General features: G+C 68.1%; 2 protein-coding genes. Both read right to left on the bottom strand.

The annotated features are described in order from the left end of the window. Positions 1–95 precede the first annotated feature (95 nt). Positions 96–2081 carry a serine/threonine-protein kinase gene (locus P3T41_RS36800; protein ID WP_280695016.1) on the bottom strand — a complete coding sequence of 662 codons (1986 nt, stop codon included), beginning with the start codon at positions 2079–2081 and terminating at the stop codon, positions 96–98. A 118-nt stretch (positions 2082–2199) separates the two neighbouring features. Further along, complete coding sequence (locus tag P3T41_RS36805; protein ID WP_280695017.1) at positions 2200–2547, bottom strand: integrase core domain-containing protein; 348 nt, start codon at positions 2545–2547, stop codon at positions 2200–2202. Positions 2548–2580: the final 33 nt, after the last annotated feature.

Genomic DNA, 2580 nt, shown 5'->3' on the forward strand with positions numbered 1-2580 from the left:
CCAGTCCCGTGACCAGCAACTTCAGGATGAAAACTGCTCACTGAGGAGTTCCCGCAAGAGAAGAAGGCAACGGTGCCTCTCGCGGCCTCCTGTCCCTACACCAGGTTCCACAGGCGGACGCTGCCGTCGTGGCCACCACACGCGAAGGTCTTGCCGTCGGGACTGAAGGCCACGGACCACACGGTTTCGGTATGTCCGTCGAGAGTGGCGATGGAGCTCCCGGACGCGACATCCCACAGACCGACGCTGTGATAGTCGCCGCCACTGACGAGGGTCTTGCCGTCAGGGCTGAAGGCCACCCCGTACACACCGCCGGTTCCTCGGAGAGTGGCGACCGAGCTCTTGGCAGCGGCGTCCCAGAGGTAGACGTCGTAGTCGCCGCAGCCGGCGGCGAGGGTCTTGCCGTCGGAGCTGAAGGCCACCGCGGACACACTGCTGACATGCGTATCGAGAGTGGCGACGGACCTCCTGGACGCTACGTCCCACAGGCGGACGTTGCCGTCGCAGCCGGCGGCGAGGGTCTTGCCGTCAGGGCTGAAAGCCACCGCGGACACGCCGCTAGTGTGCCCGTCGAGAGTGGCGATGGAGCTCTTCGAAGCGACGTCCCACAGGCGGACGGTGCGGTCCTCGCTGCCACTGGCGAAGGTCTTGCCGTCAGGGCTGAAGGCCACCCCATGCACGTAGCTGGTGTGTCCTTGGAGATCGGCGACGGAGCTCTTGGAGGCGACGTCCCACAGGCGGACCCCGTTGTCGAGGCTACTGGCGAGCGTCTTGCCATCAGGGCTGAAAGCCACCGACTTCACGGTGTCGCCGCCGAGAGTGGCGATGGAGCTCTTGGCACCGACGTCCCACAGGCGGAGACTGCCGTCGCCGCCAGCGGCGAGAGTCTTGCCGTCAGGACTGAAGGCCACCGCGTACACATTGATGTAGGTGTCGGGAGTGGCGAGGCTGGCCGCCAGGAGCGCCCCATGGATATCGGACCGCCTCGCCGGCCTGGCGCCCATCTGCGACAGCGCCGCCCCGATGCCGGCGGCGGCTAGAACACCGGCGCCGGCGCCGCCGAGGATCAGGGTGCGCCTCCGCATCCCCGTCACCCGGCCTGAACTCGGGGCGGGAGCGGCGGCAGGTGCTGCTGCGGATTCGGTGGGGGCGGCCGACAGACCGGGGGCGGCTTCGGGGCGGGACGGGCCCGCGCTCATGGGCAGATCCGGTACCGTCCGGATCGGCGTGGCACGCAGAGCGGGTGAGGGCGCCGGCGAGGGAACGGCGATGAGGGCGAGCAGGCGGCGTGCCGTCTCCGCCGCATCCGGCCGCATGCCCGGCTCCCGGACCAGGAGCGCGGCCAGGACGTCCGCGAGTGGTCCGGCATGCGCGGCCGTGGGCACCGGTTTCACCAGTACGGCGGTGAGGATCTCCATCAGAGTCTGACCGGTGAAGGGCGGATGCCCCTCCACGGCAGTGAAGAGCGTCGCCCCCAAGGACCACAAGTCTGCGGACGCCCCCACCGCCTGACCGTTCAACTGCTCGGGCGGCATGAACTGCGGTGTCCCGACCACGGTATGCGTCGCGGTCAGCGTCGAGGCGGTGTCCAGGATCCGGGCGATCCCGAAATCAGTGAGCACCGCCTGCTCGCCGTCCATGAGGACGTTGTCCGGCTTGAGATCGCGGTGCACCACACCAACACTGTGCGCGTGAGCGAGGGACTGAGCCATCTGCGCCCCGATCACGGCTACTTGCTCCCAGCCCAGCCGCTCCTGACGGGCGATCAGAGCGCCGAGCGAGGGACCATCAACGTACGCCATAACGATCCACGGCACGCCGTCCTGCTCGACCACATCGTGCACGGTGATGATCCCCGCGTGCCTCAGCCGTGCCGCTGCCTGCGCCTCCACCTTGGTTCGGCGGATGAGCTGGGACCGCTCCTCGGCGGACAGTTCGGGGGCCGGCAGCACTTCCTTGACCGCAACCTGGCGTCCGAGCACCTCGTCCCAGCCGCGCCAGACGCGGCCCATGCCCCCCTGCCCCACCACCGCTGTGAGGCGATAGCGCCCGCCAACCAGATTCCCGCCGGTCCCCGTCATGCCGGAATCGTACTCATGTCGCGTCGGGCCCCGCCCGGGAGTTCAGGGCTCTGGCGCAGTCCGCCAGCGGCAGACAGACGCGACGGAAGATTTCAAGTCCAGTGAGACGGTCGTGATGCTATGAGGTTTGTGGTGCAGGTTCCCCGCGCCTGCTGGGGTCGTTGATCCATGCTGTCTGCGGGATCTCGGGCGGCCGGGGACGGCGTCCGAAGCGTTCGCGATGCCGGGCGTAGGCCTCGACGAGGGTGGCGGCGCGCTGGTCGCGGATCTCCTCGGCGGTGCCGAAGTGGACGCTGGCCGGCGTGTGGAGGCCGATGCCTGAATGCCGGTGCTCGTGGTTGTAGTAGGAGATGAAGGCGTCGAACCATTCGCGGGCATGGGCCAGGGATTCGAACCGCCGCGGGAAGTCGGCCATGTATTTGGTGGCCTTGAACTGGGCCTCGCTATAAGGGCTCTCATTGAGCAGTTTTCATCCTGAAGTTGCTGGTCACGGGACTGT

The sequence above is a fragment of the Kitasatospora sp. GAS204B genome, assembly GCF_029892155.1.
In the GTDB taxonomy this organism is placed as follows: Bacteria; Actinomycetota; Actinomycetes; order Streptomycetales; family Streptomycetaceae; genus Kitasatospora.

What these genes read in the sequence shown, in the direction of transcription:
- P3T41_RS36800 (WP_280695016.1), bottom strand. Translation starts at nt 2,081, where the DNA reads ATGACGGGGACCGGCGGGAATCTGGTTGGCGGGCGCTATCGCCTCACA.